This is a genomic window from Parasphingomonas zepuensis, assembly GCF_036663735.1.
Lineage (GTDB): Bacteria > Pseudomonadota > Alphaproteobacteria > Sphingomonadales > Sphingomonadaceae > Sphingomonas.
In genome coordinates this window covers 1,049,768-1,070,537 of the sequence record NZ_JAXOJO010000001.1, presented here as the reverse complement: position 1 = coordinate 1,070,537, position 20,770 = coordinate 1,049,768, and the positions used below count along the sequence as shown (strand labels likewise).

Annotated in this window: 17 protein-coding genes and 1 pseudogene; 13 read left to right on the top strand and 5 right to left on the bottom strand. The window is 60.0% G+C overall.

Going from position 1 to position 20,770, the window contains the following annotated elements; translation table 11 throughout:
• The first annotated feature begins 1 nt into the window (after position 1).
• The 7 genes and pseudogenes from U1769_RS05120 (at position 2) to U1769_RS05095 (ending at position 10,074) form a co-directional block, all read left to right on the top strand.
• On the top strand, positions 2 to 484 hold the full coding sequence (locus U1769_RS05120; protein WP_332712852.1) for a c-type cytochrome: 483 nt from the start codon (positions 2 to 4) through the stop codon (positions 482 to 484).
• Positions 485 to 633: 149 nt separating this feature from the next.
• A complete protein-coding gene (locus tag U1769_RS05115) occupies positions 634 to 1,392 on the top strand; it encodes a GntR family transcriptional regulator (protein ID WP_332712849.1) in 759 nt (252 codons plus the stop codon).
• Between the two features lie 468 nt (positions 1,393 to 1,860).
• Complete coding sequence (locus tag U1769_RS05110; RefSeq protein ID WP_332712846.1) at positions 1,861 to 3,015, top strand: tyrosine-type recombinase/integrase; 1,155 nt, start codon at positions 1,861 to 1,863, stop codon at positions 3,013 to 3,015.
• Between the two features lie 1,358 nt (positions 3,016 to 4,373).
• Positions 4,374 to 4,664 (top strand): annotated as a pseudogene (locus U1769_RS25610) (DUF6531 domain-containing protein); the annotation flags it as partial.
• Between the two features lie 846 nt (positions 4,665 to 5,510).
• Positions 5,511 to 6,233, top strand: a complete 723-nt coding sequence (locus U1769_RS05105; RefSeq protein WP_332712843.1) for a hypothetical protein — start codon at positions 5,511 to 5,513, stop codon at positions 6,231 to 6,233.
• Between the two features lie 89 nt (positions 6,234 to 6,322).
• The gene (locus tag U1769_RS05100; protein WP_332712840.1) at positions 6,323 to 8,953 is read left to right on the top strand and encodes an RHS repeat domain-containing protein; all 2,631 of its coding nucleotides are present in this window, start codon (positions 6,323 to 6,325) and stop codon (positions 8,951 to 8,953) included.
• An 860-nt stretch (positions 8,954 to 9,813) separates the two neighbouring features.
• Positions 9,814 to 10,074, top strand: coding sequence for a DUF5076 domain-containing protein (locus tag U1769_RS05095; RefSeq protein ID WP_332712838.1), 261 nt, complete (start codon positions 9,814 to 9,816; stop codon positions 10,072 to 10,074).
• A gap of 404 nt (positions 10,075 to 10,478) precedes the next feature.
• Here the strand turns inward: U1769_RS05095 and U1769_RS05090 are convergent, their stop codons facing one another.
• On the bottom strand, positions 10,479 to 10,685 hold the full coding sequence (locus tag U1769_RS05090) for a helix-turn-helix transcriptional regulator (RefSeq protein WP_332712835.1): 207 nt from the start codon (positions 10,683 to 10,685) through the stop codon (positions 10,479 to 10,481).
• Positions 10,686 to 11,215: 530 nt separating this feature from the next.
• Here U1769_RS05090 and U1769_RS05085 point away from each other — a divergent pair.
• The 3 genes from U1769_RS05085 to U1769_RS05075 all read left to right on the top strand — a co-directional run bounded on the left by U1769_RS05085 (position 11,216) and on the right by U1769_RS05075 (position 13,364).
• Positions 11,216 to 12,139 (top strand): ArdC family protein, encoded by a 924-nt coding sequence (locus tag U1769_RS05085; RefSeq protein WP_332712832.1) that lies wholly within the window; start codon positions 11,216 to 11,218, stop codon positions 12,137 to 12,139.
• Positions 12,136 to 12,375, top strand: coding sequence for an RNA polymerase sigma factor (locus U1769_RS05080; protein ID WP_332712829.1), 240 nt, complete (start codon positions 12,136 to 12,138; stop codon positions 12,373 to 12,375). Before U1769_RS05085 ends, U1769_RS05080 begins: the two co-directional genes overlap by 4 nt.
• A 71-nt stretch (positions 12,376 to 12,446) precedes the next feature.
• A complete protein-coding gene (locus U1769_RS05075) occupies positions 12,447 to 13,364 on the top strand; it encodes a HEPN domain-containing protein (RefSeq protein ID WP_332712826.1) in 918 nt (305 codons plus the stop codon).
• 17 nt (positions 13,365 to 13,381) lie between these two features.
• Here U1769_RS05075 and U1769_RS05070 read toward each other — a convergent pair whose 3' ends face one another.
• The 3 genes from U1769_RS05070 to U1769_RS05060 all read right to left on the bottom strand — a co-directional run bounded on the left by U1769_RS05070 (position 13,382) and on the right by U1769_RS05060 (position 14,555).
• The gene (locus tag U1769_RS05070; protein ID WP_332712824.1) at positions 13,382 to 13,888 is read right to left on the bottom strand and encodes a Ros/MucR family transcriptional regulator; all 507 of its coding nucleotides are present in this window, start codon (positions 13,886 to 13,888) and stop codon (positions 13,382 to 13,384) included.
• A gap of 114 nt (positions 13,889 to 14,002) precedes the next feature.
• On the bottom strand, positions 14,003 to 14,215 hold the full coding sequence (locus U1769_RS05065; RefSeq protein ID WP_332712822.1) for a conjugal transfer protein TraD: 213 nt from the start codon (positions 14,213 to 14,215) through the stop codon (positions 14,003 to 14,005).
• Positions 14,216 to 14,231: 16 nt separating this feature from the next.
• Positions 14,232 to 14,555 (bottom strand): conjugal transfer protein TraD, encoded by a 324-nt coding sequence (locus tag U1769_RS05060; RefSeq protein WP_332712819.1) that lies wholly within the window; start codon positions 14,553 to 14,555, stop codon positions 14,232 to 14,234.
• Positions 14,556 to 14,726: 171 nt separating this feature from the next.
• Here U1769_RS05060 and traA point away from each other — a divergent pair, with 171 nt between their 5' ends.
• Positions 14,727 to 17,585: a Ti-type conjugative transfer relaxase TraA gene (traA, locus tag U1769_RS05055; protein WP_332712816.1), complete on the top strand. Its 2,859-nt coding sequence runs from the start codon at positions 14,727 to 14,729 to the stop codon at positions 17,583 to 17,585.
• Positions 17,586 to 17,643: 58 nt separating this feature from the next.
• Here traA and U1769_RS05050 read toward each other — a convergent pair whose 3' ends face one another.
• Positions 17,644 to 18,624: a hypothetical protein gene (locus U1769_RS05050; RefSeq protein WP_332712814.1), complete on the bottom strand. Its 981-nt coding sequence runs from the start codon at positions 18,622 to 18,624 to the stop codon at positions 17,644 to 17,646.
• 514 nt (positions 18,625 to 19,138) lie between these two features.
• On the opposite strand from U1769_RS05050, the gene U1769_RS05045 reads away from it, so the two are divergent.
• Both U1769_RS05045 and U1769_RS05040 read left to right on the top strand, forming a co-directional pair.
• Entirely contained in the window at positions 19,139 to 19,333 is a 195-nt protein-coding gene (locus U1769_RS05045; RefSeq protein ID WP_332712811.1) for a hypothetical protein, read from the top strand.
• 113 nt (positions 19,334 to 19,446) lie between these two features.
• Positions 19,447 to 20,511 carry a hypothetical protein gene (locus U1769_RS05040; RefSeq protein ID WP_332712808.1) on the top strand — a complete coding sequence of 355 codons (1,065 nt, stop codon included), beginning with the start codon at positions 19,447 to 19,449 and terminating at the stop codon, positions 20,509 to 20,511.
• Positions 20,512 to 20,770: the final 259 nt, after the last annotated feature.

Below are 20,770 nucleotides of genomic sequence, written 5' to 3'. Positions count from 1 at the left end.
CATGATTTTTTCCGGGCGGATGAAGGACGGCACCACGCGCCGGCGTAGCGGTCGTGTGGCGCTGATCGCAGGGGCCGCCGTGCTGACGACGGCGATCGCCTCCGTCGCCACCAGGGCGCAGGCGCCGGGCGCCGGCGTGTGGGCGGGCGTCTATACCGGGGAACAGGCCGTCCGGGGCAAGGCGGCTTACGCGCAAAGTTGCGCCAGCTGTCACGGTCCCACCTTGACCGGCGGCGATTCGGCACCGCCACTGGCCGGCAGCAACTTCCTCAACAACTGGAACGGGACGACGACCGGCGATCTGTTCAGCCGTATCAAGGATACGATGCCGGCCGATGATCCCGGCAGCCTGAGCGGGAAGACGGTGTCGGATATCGAGGCCTTCATGCTCGAAACCAATGGCTTCCCGGCCGGTACCACGCCGCTGCCGACCGACCCGCAGCTGATGGGCGCCACCAAGATCCTCGGCACCAAGCCGGGCTGACTATCGGAAGGATCGCTGCGGGACTTGATCGCAGCGGCGCTACCGCTTTCCCGGTCCGGCAAGCGCAGCGATCGTGCTTTCCCGCGTTGATCCGATATCCTATAGGGACAGGATAGAGACGCCATGGCGGCATTGTATCGAGAGTTGGAATGGTAACCGAGTCCCCAGCAATATTTCCGCCCGCGGGATATCGTTCGCCGCGGCCGGCGCCCGTTCCGACGCTCGTCGCCTGGGCTCATGAGCATCTCCTGTCGATGCTGGTCTCGATGGAGATCGCGCCGGGTACGCGCATCGGCATCGATGCCGTCGCCCGCAAGCTCGGCATATCGCAGACCCCGATCCGCGAGGCGCTGAGCCGGCTCGAGGCCGAGAAGCTGGTCATCAAGGTGCCCAATGTCGGCTATCATGCCAGCGCGCAGATGACGCCGGCCGAGGTCAGCGACCTCTATGTCCTGCGCCAGCTGATCGAGCCCTATGCCGCCGCCCGTGCCGCCGAGGCGATGAACGACGAGACGCTGCGGAAATTGTCGGCGATGGAAGAGGAGATGGACCGGATCCAGGCGGAAACCGGCGTCGCTTATGCCCGTTTCGCGGAAGCCGATGCGATGCTGCACAGCCTGGTCGCGACCGGCAGCGGCAATTCCCTGATCGCCGAGACGATCGAGCGGCTGCACATGCATCTCCACATCTTCCGCTTCCTGTTCAACACCAATGCGCCGCAGGAAGCCGCGCAGGAGCATGCGCAGATCATCCACGCGCTCCTCGCCCGCGATCCATCTGCGGCCGAAGCGGCGATGCGCACCCATCTCGAACGGTCGCGCCTTCGCATGGAAGAGGCCTCGGTGCGGATTGCTTCACGGACACCCGTTGAGCCGCGCTCGACCGGAGGCCCGCGCCGGGATCTATAGGCGCCGGCCGTCAGTCGATCGTCATGCCTCGCGGTCGGTGGGCCGCTCAGGCGCCGTGCCTCTGCTTCATAGCCATGGCTGAACAGACATGTGGCGGCGCCCGGCTTGAGAGCGTCGAGCGAGGCTTGAGCGCGCGGCGGGAATGTCATGAGGGTCGCTGACATTCTGACGGTATCAGGCGACTCACGCCGGAGCTTATCGAATGCGAGCGACGTCGCGTACGCGCGATCCAGCCAGTCGGTGAAGGCCCGCGCTCGGCCGACCAGGGCAAGGCCCCGGCGCGTCGGTCAGCATATGGCGGATAAATGGATGCCCCGTGATCGCTAAGACGGTCTTCCCAGGACGACCCAAGATGACCCTTACTCTTTGAGAACGCGCGACAATTTGAGATAGTGATCGCGCACGTTTTCCCGCGAGGTTCCATCACATCCGGCGCGTCGTGTGGGAGCGGATGAGGGACTGAATCGGATGGGAATTCTAACTGCGATCAGCGTTCGAAACGCCAAGCCAGGACGGCACGGGGATGGCAGCGGACTGTATCTGCTGGTCAGGCCATCCGGTGCCCGGTCATGGGTCTTGCGCATCCAGCGTCACGGTAAACGCCGGGATATCGGTCTCGGCTCGATCGCCGCGCTCAACTTGGCGGAGGCACGTGAGAAAGCGGCCGAGCTGCGCAAGCATGCGTTGAACGGCCGCGATCCGATTACCGAGCGCGACCGTGATCGCGGCCCGATACCGACGTTCAGGGAAGCTGCGAGGGCCGCACATAATGACCTGAAATCCGGTTGGACGCCGAAATACGCTGCTGCCTTTCTCTCGACGCTTGAGGACCACGCCTTCGGACTCCTCGGAAGCCGGCGGATCGATATGATCGACGCTGCGCTCGTGCGTGACATGCTGGCGCCAATCTGGACGCGAATACCTTGCACGGCTCGGAAGCTCCGGCAGCGTGTCGGAACAGTCCTCAACTACGCCTATTCTAAGGGCTGGCGCGAGCACGAAGCACCCTTGAAATCGGTCACCCTGGGCCTTGCCCGACAGGCGAGCGCGGGAAACTTCGCCGCGATGCCATACTCGGAAGTTCCGAAGTTCGTCGCCACTATCGTGAATAAACCCGCTACCACGGGTCGCGACGCACTGATGTTTCTCTTGCTCACGGCGGCTAGGTCGGGCGAAGTTCGGACCGTTCGATGGTCCCATATCGATCTGGAATCGGCGACTTGGAACCGCCCGGCCGACCTGATGAAGAACCGGCTCGCCCATACAGTCACCCTCAATCAGCAGGCGGTCGATCTTCTCCGGCGAAAATTCGCTCACGCCTCGCCCGATCCGGGCGACCTTATATTCCCCGCGCGCGACGGAAAAACTCTCAGCGATATGACGCTAACCAAGGTTCTCAAGGACGCCAAGGTGCCGTTCACGGTGCACGGCTTCCGCAGTTCCTTTCGCGATTGGGCGGCGGAAACGATGCCGAAAATTCCGGATCCAGTTGCCGAGGCGGCCTTGGCTCACGTCGTTTCGGACAAAGTCATCGCTGCGTACAAGCGGACGACATTCTTGGCGCTTCGGCGCCAACTGCTCGATGCGTGGGGATGTGCCCTGCTCCGTCAGGTGGCGGACTAGGAGTTATGCCCATGAAGGTAGGTTGGTGCTGAACCGGCGGGCGCACGGATCCGCCGCCCTTCCGGTCGATCCCTGTCCATTGAATAAATCTCGCGAATGGAAACGGTTCGCAAGAGGTGAATCCTTCCCGTTCTAGGTCCGGGTATCAGTGCCAGGAGCGCTATCGAATATCTAACGATGTCTGCTTCCAGGCTCTCACATGTTTGATCAATTATACGGACGGGCCGAAGTCGGCATCATGAACATTGATAAATTTGAGAACTGCGTTATTTGATAAACGCTAATTCTGAATCGACCCGCCCTTGTTCGCGACATGTCCTTATCTGGCCTCGAACCAGAAACACCACGGCGGTCACTAATTCGCCTCACCAAGAAATGATGATCGGCCTCTCCGCTTTCGAAGAAAAGCTACCACAAACCGGCTTCTCCTCGCCTTGTACTTCGCGAGATGATGGCGCGCCACTGACTTGGGCAGTTCAGCGCCCGACGCGCTGGTAATCGGTACGCTTGACTTCATTGGCCCCGGACCGCAAGGCATCGGAACGATTCTTCCATAACATTCTGCAAAGTGCAAAGAAAACAATGGATATGCTGCGAAACAAACCCCTTTGAGGTATTTTTCGTACGATAATCACACAGCAGCTCATTAAGGTCGCAAGCATAACTGTGACCAGCACGGTTAATGTGCGTGGTGACAAAATCGTCCAATAACCTGCACGGGATATTTACCCAACGGTGGATATCCAACTTTCCCGGCGCTAGGCCTAGCCGACTACCCGTATGATTCGCTACAATTTTCTATCGACATATGCTTCCCGGGTGGCTAGCTTATATAAGCGTCGTAGAGTAACGCAGCCCCCTCTAGAGGGGTGGGAGAGTGCGCCGCGAGTGAGATTGGCAGATTGCGTGTTTGTTTCCGCAATTTCCGTCCGACAGTTAAGTCCGGCTCCGTGGAATTTGGTCGGCTGTAGACCCTGCGTACGGTTTGCTATCCCGGCACGAACAATCCGGTGATTCTCAAAGTTACTCTTCTGGAGAAATTTGATGCGCGCACGTTCGCTATTGCCCTATGTTTTTACATCGGGCCTCCTTATGAGCACATCATCGACGGCGTCGGAGACGACGACTTTCCGGTATGACGGTCTGGGCAGGCTGATTGCTATTACACGTGTCGGTGGCCCAAGTGGCGGCGTTAACATGGGAACATGTTTCGACCGGGCGGGAAACCGCCTTCGTTATGACACTGGGACAGCAACGCCTGCGGCGTGTCCAACCCCCGCACCAACTCAAGCGCCAGGCAGCTAGTACTACGCGACGCGTCGCCAGTCGCGTCCACTCAATCATCGCGAACTCAGTGGATGGGGGTACTGATCTTGCCTATTCGATTCACCAGCCTTGCTATACTCGCCGCATTTGGTGTTGTGTGCCCGGCCTACGCCCAAGGGCCCAAGGCGCCATCGCCCCAGGATACCGTAAGTACGACTGGCGTTAGCTATGCCTCAGGTGCATTCAATCACCAAGCCACTGATTTGCAGATTGGCGGAGATGGTTTCCAGGGGCTCACCCTTATCAGGACCTACAATAGTGGCTTGGATTCCACTTTTTCAAATTACTCAGGGTTCAGGACACAGGGCTGGACATCAAATCTCAACATCAGGTTCAGTCAGAGCATCGTGTTTTATACAAATCCTCCGCCACCCGAGATGCAGGAGTACTTATATACTGTCACAATTGGTAATCGATCCGTAAGTTTTCTGGGAGGAACTGCCTACCCCACTGGAGGTTATGTTGGCACCTACGTGCCGGTGGGGCAGAGTGGAGCTGCGCTAGCATTCACCGGCGACCAGTATACAGGCCACTTTACCTTTACGGATGTCGACGGGACGGTCGTTGAAATTAATCCTTACTCGCCCCCGGCGGGTGGCTGGGGGCATCAAGTATCTACTGCGACCGCGCCTGATGGGACAAAGCTTGTATATACATATGGCGGCGGCGGCGGTTCAGGGATCAAAAGTATATTCAGCAGTCGCGGATACGCTCTATTATTTGAGTACAGCCCCTCGGGGGGCACGATCTCCAAAGCGTGCGTAGTAAATATTTCGAGAACATTCGTCACCGCGACTTCGGCTTGCCCGACGGGCGCGATGTCAACTTCCTACTCGTATCAGCCCGGCTCATACTACCCGACCACGCCGCTCCTTTCGAGCGCGACCAACGCAGCAGGAGCAACGGAGACCTATACATATGTGGGAGCTGACCACCTCGGCTGCATCAAGCTTCCAGGACAAACGTTTTGCAGAATCTCGAATACGTATAGTACGTGCGTAAGGGGGCCTGAAGATACCTATGATCCAAGCGATTTGAGGTGGTATGATAGGGTCATATCGCAGACCGATGCAGTTGGCAGGGTAATATCCTATTCTTACAGCAATCTGGCGGATTGTCCCGGCGATTCGCTAAACTCAAGTTCTACCGCGACCGTCACGTCTAATGGGGTGACAAATACCTTTGCCAGTTTGCCAAATGGTTCGCTTGAGTTCACTACGGACTCGCTGAACCGGACAACGGCATTTGATCGAAACTATGGCGGGTCATACCCGACGCCGGCGTTGTTGCTCAGCCTGACCGTGCCGGAGGGAAACAAAGACCAGTTCGATTATGATAGTCGGGGCAATCTCACACGAAAGATTTCCAAACCCAAAACTGGGTCCGGACTTGCCGATACGATAACGACGGCAACCTATCCGACGTCCTGTGTGAATCGTAAAACATGCAACAGCCCTGAATTCGCGGTTGACGCGAATGGCGGCCGTACCGATTACAGCTATAGCCCTGATCATGGGGGATTGTTGACAGTCGCCGCTCCGACGGTGGCAGGAATTCGTCCGACGAAGCGTTTCACCTATACGCAACGTTACGCCTGGATAAAGAATAGTGGCGGAGGATATGCCCAGGCAGCAACTCCGGTCTGGGTTATGACAGCGACCAAATCGTGCTTGACGAGTGCGACGGTCGGCAACAGCTGTGCAGGGGGGGCGGCGGACGAGGCGATTACCGAGTACGATTATGGCCCCGACAGTGGACCGAACAACTTATGGGTGAGGGGGATCGTCGAGACCGCGCGCGGCGTGTCCCTCAGAACCTGCTACGGGTACGATTCCTATGGAAGGAAGATCAGTGAAACCAGCCCTCGTGCTGGCCTGGCGACCTGCTCGTGACGCGGGTCTCCCAAATGCCGCTTATCGGCATATCGAAAATTACGTCCGTCGTTTTGGCGATATTCGCAGCCGCGCAATCGGTGCCTGCAATGGCGCAGTTGCTTCCCTCCGATTTCACCCATGCAGTCCGGTATGATGCAGTTGGGCGCGTAGTAGGCACTATCGCGCCTGACCCCGACGGCTCAGGCATACTCCGCCACGCGGCGACCCGTACAACTTACGACATTACCGGGCGATTGATCGCGCAGGAAACCGGGGAGTTGGACACATGGCAACCGGAGGATGCTGTACCCTCAGGCTGGGGAGCCGCCTTCAAGGCATTCCGCCGCGTCGACACTAGCTATGACGCGATGAACCGGAAAACAAAGGAGGTTAGTTCCGGCGTCGGACCCGCGCCGGGATTTGCCGTAACGCCCTATTTGGTGACTCAATACAGTTACGATTACTTCGGCAGGGTCGAGTGTACCGCCGTGCGAATGAATCCTGCGGTCTTCGGGAGCCTCCCAACGAGCGCCTGCACACTGAGCGTGGAAGGGACGCAGGGTCCCGATCGCATCACCCGAAACTTCTACGACACTGCGGGTCAGCTCCTTAAGGTACAGAAGTCGTACGGTACGCCGCTTCAGCAGGACTATGCGACTTACACCTACACTCCCAATGGCAAACAGGCCTCATTGATCGATGCCAATGGGAATAAGACGGCTTACGGCTATGATGGGTTAGACCGCCAGCAGATTTGGGCCTTTCCGAACGCGACCACACCGGGCGCGGCAAGCACTTTTGACTTCGAGCAATATGGTTATGACGCGAATGGTAACCGCACGTCGATGCGCAAGCGTGACGGACGGACGATCACGTACAGCTACGACGCCCTGAACCGGTTGATCGCCAAGACATTTACCGGAGGCGGTGCCTGCGTGTCCCCGCCGGCTGGGGCGCCGCCCTACGCCTGCACGACACCGCCCTCTGGGGCAGTCCGCAACGTCTACTATAGCTATGATCTACGCGGCCTGCAGACTGCGGCTCGCTTTGACAGCACCAGCGGCGCTGACGCGGTCACCAACGCTTATGATGGCTTCGGCCGACTTACCTCCAGCACCGTGAGCATGGCTGGCGTCAGTCGAACGGTTGGAATCCCGTCCGATACCGATGGTCATCTGACCTATGATGCCAACGGTAACCGAACCCGAGTGACCCATCCGGACGGCAATTACTTCAATTACGGTTATGATGGTCTCGACCGGATGGCTGCTGTCAACCAAAACGGCAGCACCCAGGTAGCCAGCCTGGATTATGACGTAAAGGGCCAGCGCTGGCATGCGGCGCGTGGTGCGGTACTGACGACCTACGGCTATGACGATATCTCACGGCTCGCGAGCCTCAGCGACGATCTGTCGGGGACGAGCGCCGATATCACCGAGACCTTCGGCTACAATCCAGCAAGCCAGATCACCAGTATCGGTCGTTCTAACGACAGCTATGCCCATGTCGGCTATACGACGGCGACCAACACCTATGCGGTGAACGGCCTGAACCAATACACGGCTGTCGGTGCAGGCGCGCTCGGTTATGATTCGAACGGCAATCTCGCGTCGAATGGCGGCACCAGCTTCACTTATGATGTGGAGAACCGCCTAGTCTCGGCGGTGGGGACCCTGACAGCAAATTTCGTCTATGACCCGCTGGGGCGGCTCTACTCGCTCACCGATGGCACTACATTCCTGTATGACGGCGATGAGCTCATCTCGGAACATGATGCGGCAGGTACGCTGCTGCGCCGCTATGTTCATGGGCCAGGTGATGACGACCCACTGCTATGGTATCAAGGCACTGGCCTCACCCTGCGCTTCAGCGTCCAGTCGGATCATCAGGGCTCCGTCACATCTGTCGCGAACACCGCTGGAACCTCGCTCGTCATCAATACCTACGACGAATATGGCGTCCCGCGTACCGGCAACACGGGACGGTTCCAATATACCGGGCAGCTTTACCTCGTTGAGCTGGGAATGTATTATTACAAGGCGAGGATTTACTCATCGCGGCTTGGGCGCTTCCTTCAGACCGATCCGATCGGATATGCGGATCAGAACAATCTCTATTCTTACGTTGGCAATGACCCGGTCACCCGGCGCGATCCGTCGGGGACAGAATGTGACCCGAAACCCTGTCCTACCGTCGAGGAAGGGCCTCTGCATGGAAAGGAAGTAGATGTCAGTGAACTGACCTCAGCGGATGATCCGCATGCGGCAGTACTCACTATGATGCATGGCGGTTACTACACTGGAACCCCACAGAACCCCGTCTGGCATTCCAATGCAATGGAGGCGGCCGCCAAATTGGCTGCGGCCAGCCTAGGCGTTTTAGGGGGAGAGCTCATTGGACCGGCTATCGCAGGCGCCAAAGGCGCGATCGCAGTGGCCAAGTCACCGGTGGTCGAAGGCATCTACGAGTTTGCGGCGGCTTCTGGCAAAACCTATATCGGGCAGGCTTCCAAGATTCCGAGGCGAATCGCTCAGCATCTCAAGAGTGGCAAGATGGCCGCAGATGAGTTGGTAAACGTCGTGATAACTGAAGTGAAGGGTGGTAAGACGGCTCGCGAGATTGCGGAACAAACTCGCATCAACGAGCTTGGCGGTATAGACAAGCTTGAAAACGTCAGGAATCCAATTGGAGAGGCGCGCAAGCACCTCATGCCCGACGATCCCAGGTGGGCCCCTTGATGGTTAGCGGCGTGATTTTTGAAGGCAGCGAGTTTGGCATTAGGGCGGTGCTCAACGGCCCTTGGTCCGGGGCGGTCCAAGAGAAACTCTTGAGCCGCAAGCCCGAGGAACTCGAATTAAATACGTCCAAGGGATGGGCCGGGACTCAGGTTGATTTTCTGCAGTCGCTTCCTTGGTTGAAATCCCTAATAATCATAGATTTCAAGATCGAGGACGTAGGACCGGTCCACTTCCTCACGGAATTAGTTCAACTGAAGATATTTACCTATTGCAAGACGAGGATCGATTTCACGAAGTTTCCGAATCTAAGCGAATGTTCGCTGGAATGGCGGCGTGGGACAGAGTCGGTTTTTGATTGCGTCTCTCTCACGAAGCTGTTCGTAAATCGTTACAAGGGAAAGAGTAGCCAGCCGTTTGGGAATTTGACAAATCTTCAATCTTTGGGGATCTTGAACGCACCGATCTGTGAGGTCGAAGGCCTCCGAACGCTCCATCACTTAAAGTCATTACGGCTCGCCCGCTTGCGACTCCTCACTTCGCTTGCGGGATTGGAGGATTTGTCTGATCTGGAAGAAATAGAGATAAACACTTGCAGGTCTTTAACGTCACTAGATCCACTATCTGGCCTAAAGAATCTGATGGCCATAAATATAAGCAACAACGGAGACATCAGTAGTCTGTCGCCGTTAGCTGGGCTACCGAAACTTCATACGGTGCTTTTTTACGAATCGACCAATATCGTAGACGGAGATTTGAGTCCTATTTTTCTGAACAGAAACGTTACCAAAGTCTCGTTCCAAAACCGCAAGCACTACTCACATAATCGGGAAGAGTTCCCTGAGCGATTTTAGAGGGTGAACATGTCACTTCAGGAGCAATTGGAAATACCTGGTGCCACCGGTACGGATAAGGATGCATTCGAAATATTGCGGGTATGGATTGCCAACGAACAGCAGCATGTCAGTCTACGGACCGGGGTGTGGGAAGATCCAGCGGCATGGGGCCTTATGTTGGCCGATTTGGCGCGGCACATAGCCAATGCCTATCATCAACAGGAAGGTTATGCCGTTTCGGCAGCCTTGAAACGGATTAAGGAGGGCCTCGACGCTGAGCTCGAATAGATAAGGCAGCGGGCAATGCGGTAGCTAATCCGTACCGCTCGGATCGCTAAGGCAGGCAACTATCGTTGCGTGTGGCCCATGCCTGGCTGCCTGCTGCCCACATAGGCTGAGGGCCACTTTGCTGGCACATGATATGTTCATCGCGCGCTGAATTTGCGCGGCAGCCTGTCGCCTGCGCTATCGCTAAGCGATAGCGGCCCGGCCCATTCTCTAGGCTGGCGACATGTGGGGATGATGATCTGCCAACGGATATTGCACGAGCTTTACGAAACGGTCGAGACGGTGCCGGAGCGCGCGGTTCATTCATTTGTGCGCGGCTTCGCCTCATCTTTTCAGTCGTTCCGCCAACTGGGGACACACATCTCCGGTCGCACAGCAGGGTCCGATGGAATTGCTGCGACGGGTCATTCGGCGATATCGGCCGAATAGTACATCGGATTCCTCAGCCACTCGCAAACCGCTGACTCGCGCCACCCGGTGCAGCGCGCGCTGAGCTGTATGTTCCTTGGGAAGGAGCCGTTCTGCATCTTCCGGTACATGGTCGAGCGGCTGAGCCCGGTGAGGTCGAGGACGGTCTTGAGGCGAAGGATTCGGTCGGGGATGTCGGTCATGGCATGATCCTGTGTGCGTCGGTCTGGCGCCCCGCGAACAGGATTGGGATTTGGACGGACGGCGCAAGGGGGGTGGCGACGCTTGACGCCACCAGGCGCGCTCAGGCGCGCAAGGACGTGCGCTAGCGTAGCCGCAGTTTCCGGGCTGGAATCCCAGGGCGTCTCACGCTGCGCGTGACCGCGCTCTACGTCGCTTGCGCGCCGCCGAGTCGCACTGCGGCGTCTCGGTCCATGCGGATGACGATCGCTGACGCCGGATTGATCGCGGAGATCAATCCATGGGGCGCTGCGCGCCGAATAGGGTCATCGCGCCGGGCGCGATGGCGTGGCCTCCGGCAACGATCTGGCGGGTGGGCGTCGCTGCCCTGTAGTCCCGCCGCGGCGTGCCGCAACTCCGGCTGCGCCGGAGTCCTCCTCTTCGTTCCGGTCCTTCGGATGCAGCCCGCCTCTGCCGGCTGGACTGTCGGTCCGCTCCTGCCGCCCACCCGCCATTCCGGCGCCGGTTACGGTGGTTTGAGAAGGAGCGAGCAGTGAAGAAACATCAGGCTGAGCGTCCGGTCACCACGCTATATGCCGAGGTGACGGACCGGATCATCGCTGAGCTGGAGGCGGGGCGGCTGCCCTGGGTCCAGCCATGGGGCGCGTGCGGCGCGGATGTGGGCATGCCGTGCAACGCCGGGACCGGGCGGCGCTATTCCGGGATCAATGTGCTGATCCTGTGGGCGAGGGTGATGGAGCGGGGGTTTTCGTCCCAGCGCTGGCTTACCTACCGGCAGGCGCAGGCGCTTGGCGGTAATGTCCGCAAAGGCGAGACCGGGACCACCATCTGCTACGCGGACCGGTTCACGCCGAAGGATCAGGAGGCGGGAGAGCGAGACGGCGAGGAGGCGCGGCAGGTTGCGTTCCTGAAGCGCTTCACGGTCTTCAATGTCGATCAGTGCGAGGGGCTGGGGCCAGACCTTGTCGCGGCGCCAGGCCCGCTGCCCGAGGATCAGATGGTGCCGGTTGCCGATGACCTGATCGCGGCGAGCGGCGTGGACTTCCGAGTCGGGGGTCTGGAGGCCTTCTATGTGCCGGCGGAGGACCTTGTCGTGGTGCCGCCGCGGCGCGCCTATTTCGACGAGATCAACGCCTATCGGACATGGCTGCACGAGCTGGTCCATGCGACCGGTCATGCGTCGCGGCTTGGGCGGGATCTTACCAATCCGTTCGGGTCGGCGGGCTATGCGCGGGAGGAACTGATCGCCGAGATGGGATCGGCGTTCCTGTGCGCTTCGCTCGGGATCGTGCCGACCGTTCGGCATGCCGATTATATCGGGGCGTGGCTTGAGGTTTTGCGCGAGGACAGCCGCGCGATCTTCCGGGCGGCGAGTGCTGCGAGCAAGGCCGCTGACTGGCTGCTCGAACGGCATGCCGGCGCCTGTCGGGACTATGCGCGGGAGGAAGCGGCATGACCGCGCGGCGCCATGAAGCGGACGAGCTGGTCCGGCTGGCAGCGGCGATCGATACACTGCCGATGGCGGAGCGGGCGGTCTATCTGCTCGGTGCGGTGGATCGCCTCGATTATCCGCAGATCGGGTTCCGGCTTGGCTTGTCAATCGAGGAGGTCGAGCGGCTTACCGCGAGCGCCGTGCTGGCGGTCGATCGTGCGCTGCACGGCGGCCGTGGCCGCCAGAAAGCGCCGGAATGAATCCGCTTGTCCGGCGGTGCCCGGCTTTCCGGCTGGGCATCGCCGGACCGTTCCGGCTAGGATGAATGGCAATGCGTACTGACCTCGATCATCTGCCCGCCTCCAAGCGGCGCGAACTCGCGCACATCGTGCGCGTGCTGTTCGAGGAATTCGCGGATGCGACCGCGCGGGCGACGCAAACGTGGAAGAAGAACGGGCGCATCCTGAAGATCGTCCTCTACGGCTCCTATGCGCGCGGCGGCTGGGTCGACGATCCGATCGGCGGCTATCAGTCCGACTATGATATCCTCGTCGCGGTCGACGAGGAACGGCTGACGGATGTAGTGGATTATTGGTCCAGCGCGGATGACCGCCTGATGCGGGACATGACGATCAACGGAGCGCTCAGCGCACCGGTCAATTTCATCGTGCACAGCCTCGGGGATGTGAACAAGCAGCTCGAGCAGGGGCGTCCCTTTTTCATCGACATCGTGGAGCAGGGTATCGCGCTGTACGAGGCCGAAGGGTTCGCGTTCGCGAGCCCGCGCGTGCTGCCGCCGGAAAAGGCGCGCGCCGAGGCGCAGAAGTATTTTGATCGCTGGTTTGCCCTCGCCCAAGCCTCAATCACGACCTACAAATTGCAACGGGCCGAAGGCAATGATCCCGTCTGGAGAAACAAGGCGGTTTTCGAACTGCATCAGGCAACGGAGCAACTGTACCACTGCGCGCTCCTTGTTCTCACGCTCTACAGCCCGAAGTCGCACAAACTGAACTTCCTGCGCTCGCATTGCGAGGAGATCGCGCCGTCGCTGATCGCCGCGTGGCCGCGCGACGACAAGTTCAGCCGCCGCTGTTTCGAGCTGTTGCGGCAGGCCTATGTCAACGCGCGCTACTCGCCGGAGTACAAGATCACCGAGGCCGAGCTGGACTGGCTGGGCAAGCACGTTGCCGAGCTTCAGGCGCTGGTGAAGGCAGTGTGCGAGGCGCGGCTCGCGCCGCCCGGTCAGTGACCGGACGGCGCGGAGGTTCATTTGAATTTGGGACGCAGCGGCGCGCGCTTCGTCTTGGTCGCGGGGGCGGCCGCAGCGGCTGCTGTCTTCGCTTCCCGGCCCTGGCGGCCGAGGCCAATCTTGTGCGCCATCTCGCGGCGCGCGGCTGAATAATTCTCGGCGACCATCGGGTAGTCGGCCTTGAGATTATAGCGTTCGCGGTACTGCTCTGGCGTAAGCCCGTGGCCCGACAGATGGCGCCGCAAGGTCTTGTAGGGCTTGCCGTCGATCAGCGAGATGATGTGGTCTTTCGACCCGAGCGATTTGCGCACTGAAACAGCGGGCGGATACTCCTGCTGGGGTCCTCCATCTTCTGTCGCCTGGCCCGGGGAAGATCCTTGCGCCAGCTCGGTCACCGTTCGGTGCATCTTCTCGAGGAACGCCGGCACGTCATCAGCCGCGACGCGGTTGTTCGGGTTGCCGAGCCAGGCAATGGCGAGCTCCGTCGCGAGCTCAACTGCGTTCGGAGTATATTCGTCAGACATGGAGATTCCCGTTTCATTGGAATGGCGGCCAAATGTGTGGCCGCTTCACTTCATTCCCCCCGGTCGCAGCAGCCATGTGCTGACATTGGTGAATAGGCAATACTAAACATAGGTTCAGAAGGACGCGCCGTCTTCGAAGGCGCGCTTCCCGCGTCGTCTCCACAGAACCAGGGCTTGCTCGCAGCCGTCAGATCTTAAAGTGGCGCTTGCCTCGACCAGGATACCGAAGATCACTGCACGGTCGTCATCGGTCAGATCGATCAGGCCGGCCTTGGCCACCAGCCCGCCGAGTTCAATCAACTGGCGCGTTCGCTCGCGGCGTTTCACGACCCAGACTCGCGTATCAGTTCGGGCTCGTTTGAGTTCGAGCCGGTGTCGTGCTGCCGTCACCCGCCGCAGCGCCGTCCTTGTTGCCACGATCATTGTCAGCAGCGGTACTCGCTCGGTGAAAGAAGGCTGCGCCCTGCTTGCGCCAGCTCTCCTTTGCCGCTGCGTCTTTATTGGCAACGCCCGCCAGCAGCAGGCCCGCGAGCTGCTCGACTGACAGCGCATCGGCCCCGGTCGCGATCACCAGCTCGCCCAGCTGATGGACCTTGCGCTCCTTCAACTGTTTTGCCCGCTCGCCGAGCGCCGTCAGTTCAGAATCGAAGTCCCGGGGTTTTCGCATGACCTGTCCTCATGTTGCGTCGTGAGGACGAACCAGTTATCGCCTTGATCGATCAGTCGCAATGCGCTGAAATCTCTTGGGACTTTCGCGTCCCGAGATTGATGAAATCTTTCGAGGGCGCGCTTATACGTCGTGCCGACGTAGCTTCTGAAGTGTAGATGGATTGCCGTCATGGCGATCTACCATTTCTCGGCCAAGGTCATCTCCCGCGCTGCCGGATCGAGCGCCCTGGCTTCGGCGGCGTATCGTTCGGCCTCGCGGCTGCACGATGAACGGCTCGATCGCAGCCATGACTTCTCGAACAAGGCGGGCGTCGTTCATTCCGAGGTGATGCTGCCGGACGGCGCGCCCGAGCATCTCTCCGATCGACAAAAGCTGTGGAACGAGGTCGAGGCGGCCGAGAAACGGATCGATGCGCAGCTCGCGCGCGAGATCGAGTTCGCCATCCCGCGCGAGATGACCAGGGAGCAAGGGATCGAGCTCGCGCGCGACTTCGTCCGCGACGAGTTTGTCGATCGGGGAATGATCGCCGATCTCAATGTGCATTGGGATGTCGGCGCGGATGGCATGGCGAAGCCGCACGCGCATGTCATGCTGACGATGCGTGAGGTTGGCGAGGACGGGTTCGGCAAGAAGAACCGCGACTGGAACCGCACCGACCTTCTGGAGAAATGGCGGGAGCGCTGGAGCGAGCACGTCAACCAGCGGTTGGCGGAACTCGATATCGATGCACGGATCGATCACCGGTCGCTTGAAGCGCAGGGCGTCGACCTTGAGCCTCAACACAAGATCGGGCCGGCGGCGTCGCGGATGGCGGCGCAAGGATTGGAATCCGAACGGCTCGAAGAGCACCAGGCCATTGCCCGCGCGAACGGCGAGAAGCTGCTGGCGAACCCGGCGCTCGCGCTCGACGCGATCACGCATCAGCAATCCACATTCACCAATCGTGATCTCGCCATGTTCGTCCACCGCCATAGCGACGGGAAGGAGCAGTTCGACCGCGTGATGGCGGCGGTGAAGGCCGCGCCCGAACTGGTCGCATTGGGCCAAGACGGTCGCGGCGAGCAGCGCTTCACGAGCCGAGCGATAATCGAGACCGAACAGCGGCTCGAACGCGCGACTGGGACGATGGCGAGCCGCGATCACCATGCCGTCGCCGATCGCTACCGCGACACCGCGCTGGCGCGGGCGGCGGCGCGGGGCATGTTGCTCTCGCCCGAGCAGCGCAGCGCCTATGAGCATATCACCGGTGCAAAAGGTCTTGGCGTTGTCATCGGCTATGCCGGCACCGGCAAGTCGGCGATGCTCGGCGTTGCGCGCGAGGCGTGGGAAGGGGCTGGCTACGCCGTCCACGGCATCGCGCTTTCCGGTATCGCCGCCGAGAACCTCGAAAGCGGCTCCGGCATCGCGTCCCGCACGATCGCCAGCCTTGAGCATCATTGGGCGGAAGGTCGCGAGCTGCTGACTGCCCGCGACGTGCTGGTGATCGATGAGGCCGGGATGATCGGCACGCGCCAGATGGAGCGCGTCATCGGCGAAGCGGAAAAGCGCGGCGCCAAGGTCGTGCTGGTCGGCGACCCGGAACAGCTCCAGGCCATCGAGGCGGGTGCAGCGTTCCGCGCCACCGCCGAGCGCCACGGCAGCGTCGAGATCACCCAGATTCGCCGCCAGCGTGAGGATTGGCAACGCGACGCGGCCCGGCAGCTGGCGACCGGGCGCACGGCCGAGGCCATTGCATCGTACGAGGATCGCGGTCGCATCCATGTGGCCAAGACGCGCGATGCCGCACGCGCCGACCTGGTCGATCGCTGGGACCGCGACAGGATAACCTCGCCCGGCGCGAGCCGGATCATCCTTACCCACACCAATGACGAGGTCCGGGCGCTGAATATCGCGGCCCGCGAGCGGCTCCGTTTGGGCGGCGCGCTTGGCGAGGATGTCACGGTGCACGTCGAACGCGGCGAGCGGCAGTTCGCCACCGGCGACCGGGTGATATTCCTGAAGAACGAACGCAGCCTTGGCGTGAAGAACGGCACGCTCGGACAGGTGCAGGCGGTCACGCAGACCCGCATGGCGGTGATGCTCGATGATGGGCGATCGGTGGCGTTCGACGTGAAGGACTATGCCAATGTCGACCACGGCTACGCCGCGACCGTGCACAAGTCGCAAGGCGTGACGGTCGACCGGGTCCACGTGCTGGCTACGCCGGGGCTTGATCGGCATGCCGCCTATGTCGCGCTGTCGCGGCACCGGGACAGCGTCGATCTTCATTATGGCCGCGACGACTTCGCTGACCAGGGCAAGCTGGTCCGCGCGCTGTCGCGCGAGGGCGGCAAGGATATGGCGTCGGACTATCTGCGACCGCCCGAACGGGCCGAGAGACCGCAACGAACGGCTCCGCCTGCGGAGCGGAACGCTGAGCGTGAATTGTCGGCGCAAACGCGGAATATCTCTGAGCAGGAGGCGCCCAGGTCGTCGTGCCAGTCTTCGGTGCAACCCTCGGCAGTGCAGCGGCACGCCCGCATCGTTCAGGCCATGCGGTTCGCGTATAGTGTCGGCGATCCCTATAGTGCGGAACAGCGCAGCGAACTTGCCGCAAGCCGGGCGGCACTCAATGCGATCCGGCCGCACGCTGCTCTCGATCTCGAATCCGCGATGTCGAACGATCATCGCCTGATCGGCGATGCCGCGAACGGGAAGACCGCTGCTGCTCTTCGCGCGATGCAGTTTGAAGAAGAGTTGCGCGTAGATCCTCAGCTCCGCGCCGACACCTTCGTCCAGCGCTGGCAGTCGCTGGAGAGACAACGCCGTAGTTTGGTGCGCGACCACGAGGACGGCAGGGCGGCAAAGGTAGCGGAGAGCATGCTGGGGATGGCGAAGAGCCTGGAGCGGGACCCGCAGGTCGAGTCGCTGCTGCGCATTCGAAAAGCGGAACTGGGACTGCCGGCTGTACCGTCGCGCGGCGTTGGTCAGAGCCTCGTCGATATGGTCGGTAGTTGGCGCGGTCGGGGTTTGGGGATTGGTATGTGACGGCACCCAGCGATAAAACGTACGGAGTCTCAAAACGGAGATCGTCGGGTTTTGCGCTTCACGCTGGAAAAATGTCGTCGCCAATTTCCTCGACGAACTCAGAGCATTTTATCGCGATCCAGCGTGTAGATGCCGCGGACGCCTGAAAGAAGCTGGATAACTCGCCCAATGCCCGAGGTCTGAGTCCCAAGGTGGTGCCGTAGACGGATCCGTTGGGCGATCCGTCTGGGAACAGTAGCCTTAAGTTCTGTGAGTGATACGCCATCCCCAAGCACACGATGTTGTCGGCGTCTCGAAGGCAGGCTTGAAAGTGTGGTGCATCAGTGCTCTCCATCTCTTCGGTGAAGGTCCTAATCCTCGACGCACCATGAGAAATGGACCAGATATCGTCAGAGCCAAATGGCACTTTGTTCCCGGCAGGATCAAAGATATCCCCTAGTGATCCGTACACATGATGAACCGGAACCTGCGCAGCAATTTTTGCCGCTTCACTGAGCGATAGAGCACAAGTCGCTGCAACCGAGAGCAAAATAAACTGCTCAATGCAACGATCATAGTTAAACGTCACAAACGCAACGTCCGCGAGACAATCGAGAACCCTTTGCCGGTTCATCGGTTCATTGGAACGTCGAAGGACTTGCGAGAGCCATGTCTGCCGAAGACTCCGCATGGCTCCTTCACCGGTTTGTCCGCGTGGAACATGCAGTGCGGTGCTTCTCTCCGCCGTCAAAATCAGATGCGCGATGCAGAGCTTCGCTATCATCGCGATGTACGGGCTGTCGCTCCTGTCGTCGATGAATTGGTCTATCGAGTCTCGCGAGTGAATACCGGAGCGAATCTGCGCCATCGCGGTGAGATGGACGTCAGTGAGACCACCATTTCGCATCAAAGCATTTGAGATCGGACCGTCGCGGTTCGTTAGTTCCCCGTCTAAGAGGGCTTCTATTTGGACCGCGAGCGCCGAGCCGATTGGCATTCGCCCAGTATTGTCGAACTCAGTGCTTCCAGCGGCCCCGACGACGAAAACGGTCTTCTTCATGGAAACTGCACGTCCTACAATCGTCGGACAATTGAAAGGCCAATGTTACCGGTTCACAAACGGGCGTGTTGTGCGCCAGCGTTTGCGGGACCGCAGTAACACCTGCGACCTCCGTGGCGGGAAGCGCCCCAATCGCCCACGGGAAAAATAAATTTCGTGCCGTTTGTTGGAATGGAAAACCGCAGTTCAACCGTTACGCCGAACGGCTTGCGCCTTAGCGAGCAGCGAAAGGTCGGAATGAACAGCTGACGTTTGAACAACCGCTGCATCTTGACCGATGAATCTTGGATCGGGCAATACTCCCGAAGGGATCACCGGATTCCCGTCTACCCACAGAACGGCGATCGTTCTTACGAGGTGGACTATGCCGAAAGCCCGAAAGCCAACTCTGATTCAAACCCGCCCTAATCGCGGGCATGAACGACCGATATTGTCCGAATCGGACCCCAAGGCGCCATCACTGGCACCTGTTCTGGGAACGCCTGTTCAGGATGGATCAGATGAGGAGCGTACAATGCGGCAACTCGAACGACCGGCTAAGGAAAGTCGCTACACGGTTTGGCGAGCCTTCGCCGACGTGGTCACCGGGTTCCAGAAGGCGGGTCGACATGGTTTTGCCCTGACAGCCTTGCTCGCCATTCTCGCGTCGATCGTGCTTGTGGTTCTGGTGGCCTCTGGAGTGGTACCAACCCTGCGCTTGGCGTCGTGACTTTGAGCGATGGAGCGCGAGGTGCCGAAGATATGAAAGTTACATCTCCCCATGGCGGATCTATTAAGCTCGTCTAAGCTATTCACCATCGCAACCACCTAGGCGACGACTTTATGCTCACGACCATGCGCTTGGTGATCCTGTCCGAGGACGTCAAAGCGGCAATGGATCAGACCGTGGACGCGTTCGGGGGGGCGCTCGCTCTCGCAGCCCGCCGTGAGCCCGATTTCGAGAAGATCCGCGAACTCGCAATTTGCTTCGGCGTCGCGCACCCCGTCATGCAGCCGCCAAGCAAAGGCCGCGCCAGCTATCAGCGCAATAGCGGCATCTTTTTTACCGAGGCTTATCTCGAATATGCGGCCTGGCTCGGAGAAAGATGGGCCGATCGTGTGCGTGCCGTGGCTCAAGCGGCCCAGACAGCTCTCTCATACGTTCACAAGACGCGGTTGACGGCTGAAGAGCGATCAACACTATCGCGACTGATCGAAAACGTGGCGGAGCGGCTGGCGGCCTCGTCACCCGAGCACCTGCCCCACCTCAAACCCATTTACGCCAGTGAAGACGAGTTCGGTCGGAAGGTCTCCATCAGTTTCCAGCGGCCAGGCACCGTGGCGCCCGCCTTGGCGAACCAACGGATCGTCGAGCTGCTACCGAAGGAAGTCCACGCCTATCTCAAGCGGCAAGATGCCGATCAACCTATTCCAACGATCAAGTTCTACAAGCGCCACGACGGCAGTTTGCTGTATCGAGAGGCGTGGATCGACGGCGAAAACGTTGTGGAACATGCCGGCGTATATGGCGAGCGAGGTTTGGTCTCGCATCACGCGGCACCCGGACCTGTCCGCCACCGCGAGGTAATGGCTGCCATAACCGAGGCCGCGAAGGATGATGGTTTCGAAGCCATCCCAGAAACGCGGCTTATCGGCCTTTTGGTCAGCAAGGACATCTCTGGAGCAGGAACGAAGAGCGATCTGAATCGGCGGCATGCGCTGGAGGACTTCTTAAACGAGGTGACGGGGTGGCACGGTCTTGGCCATTGCGACGGCGGATCGATTGGTTCTGGGTCGATGGAGGCTTTTTGTCGTGTGGTTGACTACAAGATCGCTGCCGCGGCCATCGAGCGCGAACTGGCATCTTCGCAGTTCAGGGATTTCGTCGTGAGCCGAGTGAGTGGGTAGCGCCGACCGTCCGACAACCACCCACTCGCAACGGCGTTTGGTCCGCTATCCTCGGCCGGCCTGAACGGCGAGTATGGGGCGCGAAGCTGCCGTGATGCTCCATCCGGTATCAAGAAATCTCGCTTCAGTGTGGGGGAAAATGGGGGATTAGCCGCTGCGCCAGTCAGGAAATATTCTTCTCTTCCAGTTTGCTAGGTTGGATTCCGGCATTCCTCCCGCCATTTCCAACGAGCGCCTCACGATCTTCTGCCGCGGGCAG